The organism is Thiocystis minor (genome assembly GCF_016653465.1).
GTDB lineage: Bacteria > Pseudomonadota > Gammaproteobacteria > Chromatiales > Chromatiaceae > Chromatium > Chromatium minus.
Genome location: NZ_NHSQ01000062.1, coordinates 1 through 3,124 on the forward strand (window position 1 = coordinate 1; position 3,124 = coordinate 3,124).

Here is a 3,124-nt window from a genome sequence, read left to right on the forward strand (position 1 = left end):
CGCGGAACCCAGTGCGCCGGATCTCGCGATCACGACGAAATTGAAACACGCGCTGGGTGTGATCGAGGTCCGCGTGCTCGATCACATCGTGGTCGCTGAATCCTGCACCTCCATGGCCGAACGCAACCTGCTTTAAACGTCCTCGATTCGCGGCTTTTTCGTCCGCCTGTCATCGGCCAGCCCGGCTGGCATCACCCCCTGGGGAGAGTCGCATCTTCCCTTTGGGAATCATGCGTCTCCCCGATTTTTCGGAGAAAACGCATGAATCATCAACATCTGTATTACCTGAACGGCTCCTGCATCGGCCACGAGAACGCCGAACGCCGCCGTCACGCGGTATTGGCGTGGCTGGGTCTGCCCTGCGCCGTCGTACCGTTGGGCACCGACGAACACCTTCAGGCTTACCAAAAGGCCATGCGCCTTGGGGAAGCGCATCACGCGAAAACCGGCAAACGCTGCCCGGCCCTGCTCACCCCGGAACTGATTGGGCTTGAAGATGCCCGCGTGGCGATCCTCGATCCAGAAGGTCGGGAAACCCGCCGGTTTTGGGTCTCCCGGTCAACCGGCTGGATGCCCGTTCACCTGTCGATTCCGCGCATCACGTCGCACGGCGGCTTCCCGGTGGATCTCGACCCTGGCGATCAGGTTCGGATCGTGCGCCGCACGCGGATTGGCCGATGAGCACGTATCGGCTCGTCACGAATGATGGGCGAGAACTTCGCTCGTCGGAAATCCTGGAGTCGCTCTGCGGCTTTCCGGGTTGCTTGATCCAAACCTGGATCGATCGCCAGGGCTGGGTCTCGGCCCCTGTCCATGCTCCAAACGGGAAATTCCGCATCAACTCGGCGGAGTTCGTCCGCCAATTGATGTCGCGATAAGTCCTGGACCGGCGCGGTGGTTCGCGCCCGGTCATGAAGTCAAGCGAAATCGCCAGATCGCTGGCATTCACCCCCATGGGAGACGCACTCCCACTGGGGGCGTCTCCCTTGATAAACGGAAACACAACGATGAATCAATATTTTGTGAGCAAAGACATGATCGTGCGCGTCAATGTCACCGTGACGGCGGCATCCGAAGACGAGGCGCTCGCCTTCGCGAAACAGCACAACCGCCAGCTCGATTGGGAGCACGAAGCCGATTCGTTTTTCATCGAATTCAACCATCCCTGTTGGCTGGTTGAAAAATGTGACCTCCCGGCACCGAGTTTCGACCATACCGAACGGCTCGAAAGCGTGCTCGCGAAAGCGCGGGAATATCTCTTCCCGACCAGTCCAGAAATCGATGGGATCTACGCCGATTGGCTGGAAAATCTCATTATTAATCAATCGGACGCTCTCGATACGATCGAAACCGACAGACCGAAGAACGCTCCCGGCCCGATCGTCTGGGTCGATGCAGACAAGCGCCGTTTCAGCTTTCTGGCGTCGGACGCTTTGTTCCGCCTCGTGTTGTTGGCGCGGGCAGCCGGCTTGTCGACGCCGGAGACCGAGGAGGCGCAAGCCTTCTGTGCACGATACGGAAACAAGCTGGATGCGTTGTTGACGACGGTTCAGGTCGGCTAGTTCGTCGGCCAGTTTGACGCCTTTCCGATCGGAAAGGCCAACACCTCTCACCCACGCGGGAAGACGCTTCCCGCGAGGGGTACGCCTTCCTTTTTTCAACACGTTTAAAGCATTGGAAGTCGTATGACATTAGACGCCACGTTGGTTAGAACACACGCGCAGGGCCGCTGGATCGGCATCCTGCCTCGTCTGGTTCCGGCGTTGGAACCCGCCCTGGAGCGTCCGGGGCGACATGGCGCATGCCCCATGCATGGCGGCAGCGATGGGTTTCGCGTTTTTCGGGATGTCGCCCACACCGGCGGCGGTATCTGCAATTCCTGCGGTGCCTTCCCGGATGGGTTCGCGCTGCTGAGGTGGCTCACCGGCTGGACCTTTCCCGTCGCACTGGAGGCCGTTGGCGCGTCCTTGGGATTGACCGAGCACGTTGCACGGCTGCCCGTTCGGGCGTTAGCGGCACCTTTGACACCGAAAGCGCGATCCGTCGACGCCTGTCAACAGGCATTACGGTCGACTTGGGGCGAATCGCTGGCCCCTACCGATCCGGCGGCCTGGCCGCTGTGGCGCTATTTAGAGCATCGTGGTGTCGGTCCCTCCCTGGCGTGGCTGGACCCGCGGGTGGTGCGGTTTCATCCGCATCTCGCCTACTACGAGAACGGGCGCGCGACCGGCAATTACCCGGCCATGCTCGCCCGCGTCAGCGATCCGCACGGGAAAGCGGTCACGCTGCATCGCACCTACCTGCACCGCAACGGTGCTTGGAAGGCCACGGTGCCGAGTCCCAAAAAGTTGATGCCGCCCGTGGCCTCGATGACGGGCGGCGCGATCCATCTCGCGTCGGTTGACACGGAGATGGGCGTGGCCGAGGGCATCGAAACCGCCTTGGCGGCACGCTGCCTCTCCGGGCAACCGGTGTGGGCGGCGGTCAGTGCGACGCTGCTGGCAAAGTTTGAACCGCCCGCCGGGGTACGTCAGGTGACGATCTGGGCGGACCGGGATCGCAGCAAGACCGGCGAACAAGCGGCCGCGGCCTTGCAGAAACGCCTCCTGCGATCTGGGGTCGAGGCGCGCATCCAACTGCCCAATCGGGCCATTCCCCAGGGACGAAAAGGGGTGGACTGGGCGGATGTCCTCCAGTCAACACAACCGCAAGCGGCCTAGACCGCGCACCAAACCGCCAATCCCCGCACGGGAATCGGTGGTCTTTCCATCCCTGCAATTCTGACGAGAGCCACGGCAATTCCGCTGCGGCATTTTCACAAAACATAAGAGATTATGCCCATGGCAAACAACTACTTGCAATTTTCCGTCATGCTTCCATTGCCCGAGAGCGAGGGCGCACAGGAAGCCGTCAAGGCGTTCTATGACGAGTTTCAGAAACAACGCGACGAGGCCGAGGGATCCGGCGACCCAGACGATTGGGACGAAAAATACGACCTCCAGTCCGAACTGAGCGACGGAAAGGTCTGGATCTACGCGGACGAAACCGGATCGGTGGAGGCGGTGGTCGAGTTCATCCAGGAATACCTGGAGCATTTCCAGATAGACGGCGGAGTTTATTTTTC

Annotated in this window: 5 protein-coding genes; all 5 read left to right on the top strand. The window is 60.9% G+C overall.

What is annotated here, in order from left to right:
* On the top strand, positions 1-136 hold a 136-nt coding region (locus CCR95_RS07080), incomplete at its 5' end, for a JAB domain-containing protein (RefSeq protein WP_276570235.1).
* Between the two features lie 125 nt (positions 137-261).
* Positions 262-681, top strand: coding sequence for a hypothetical protein (locus CCR95_RS07085; RefSeq protein WP_201093085.1), 420 nt, complete (start codon positions 262-264; stop codon positions 679-681).
* A gap of 230 nt (positions 682-911) precedes the next feature.
* Positions 912-1,562 carry a hypothetical protein gene (locus tag CCR95_RS07090; RefSeq protein ID WP_201093087.1) on the top strand — a complete coding sequence of 217 codons (651 nt, stop codon included), beginning with the start codon at positions 912-914 and terminating at the stop codon, positions 1,560-1,562.
* A 141-nt stretch (positions 1,563-1,703) separates the two neighbouring features.
* Positions 1,704-2,720: a DUF7146 domain-containing protein gene (locus tag CCR95_RS07095; RefSeq protein WP_242523104.1), complete on the top strand. Its 1,017-nt coding sequence runs from the start codon at positions 1,704-1,706 to the stop codon at positions 2,718-2,720.
* Between the two features lie 120 nt (positions 2,721-2,840).
* Positions 2,841-3,124: hypothetical protein (locus CCR95_RS07100; protein WP_201093091.1), on the top strand; the 284-nt coding region annotated here is incomplete at its 3' end.

Coding starts and splice junctions, on each gene's coding strand:
- CCR95_RS07085 (WP_201093085.1), top strand. CDS start 262: ATGAATCATCAACATCTGTATTACCTGAACGGCTCCTGCATCGGCCAC.
- CCR95_RS07090 (WP_201093087.1), top strand. CDS start 912: ATGAAGTCAAGCGAAATCGCCAGATCGCTGGCATTCACCCCCATGGGA.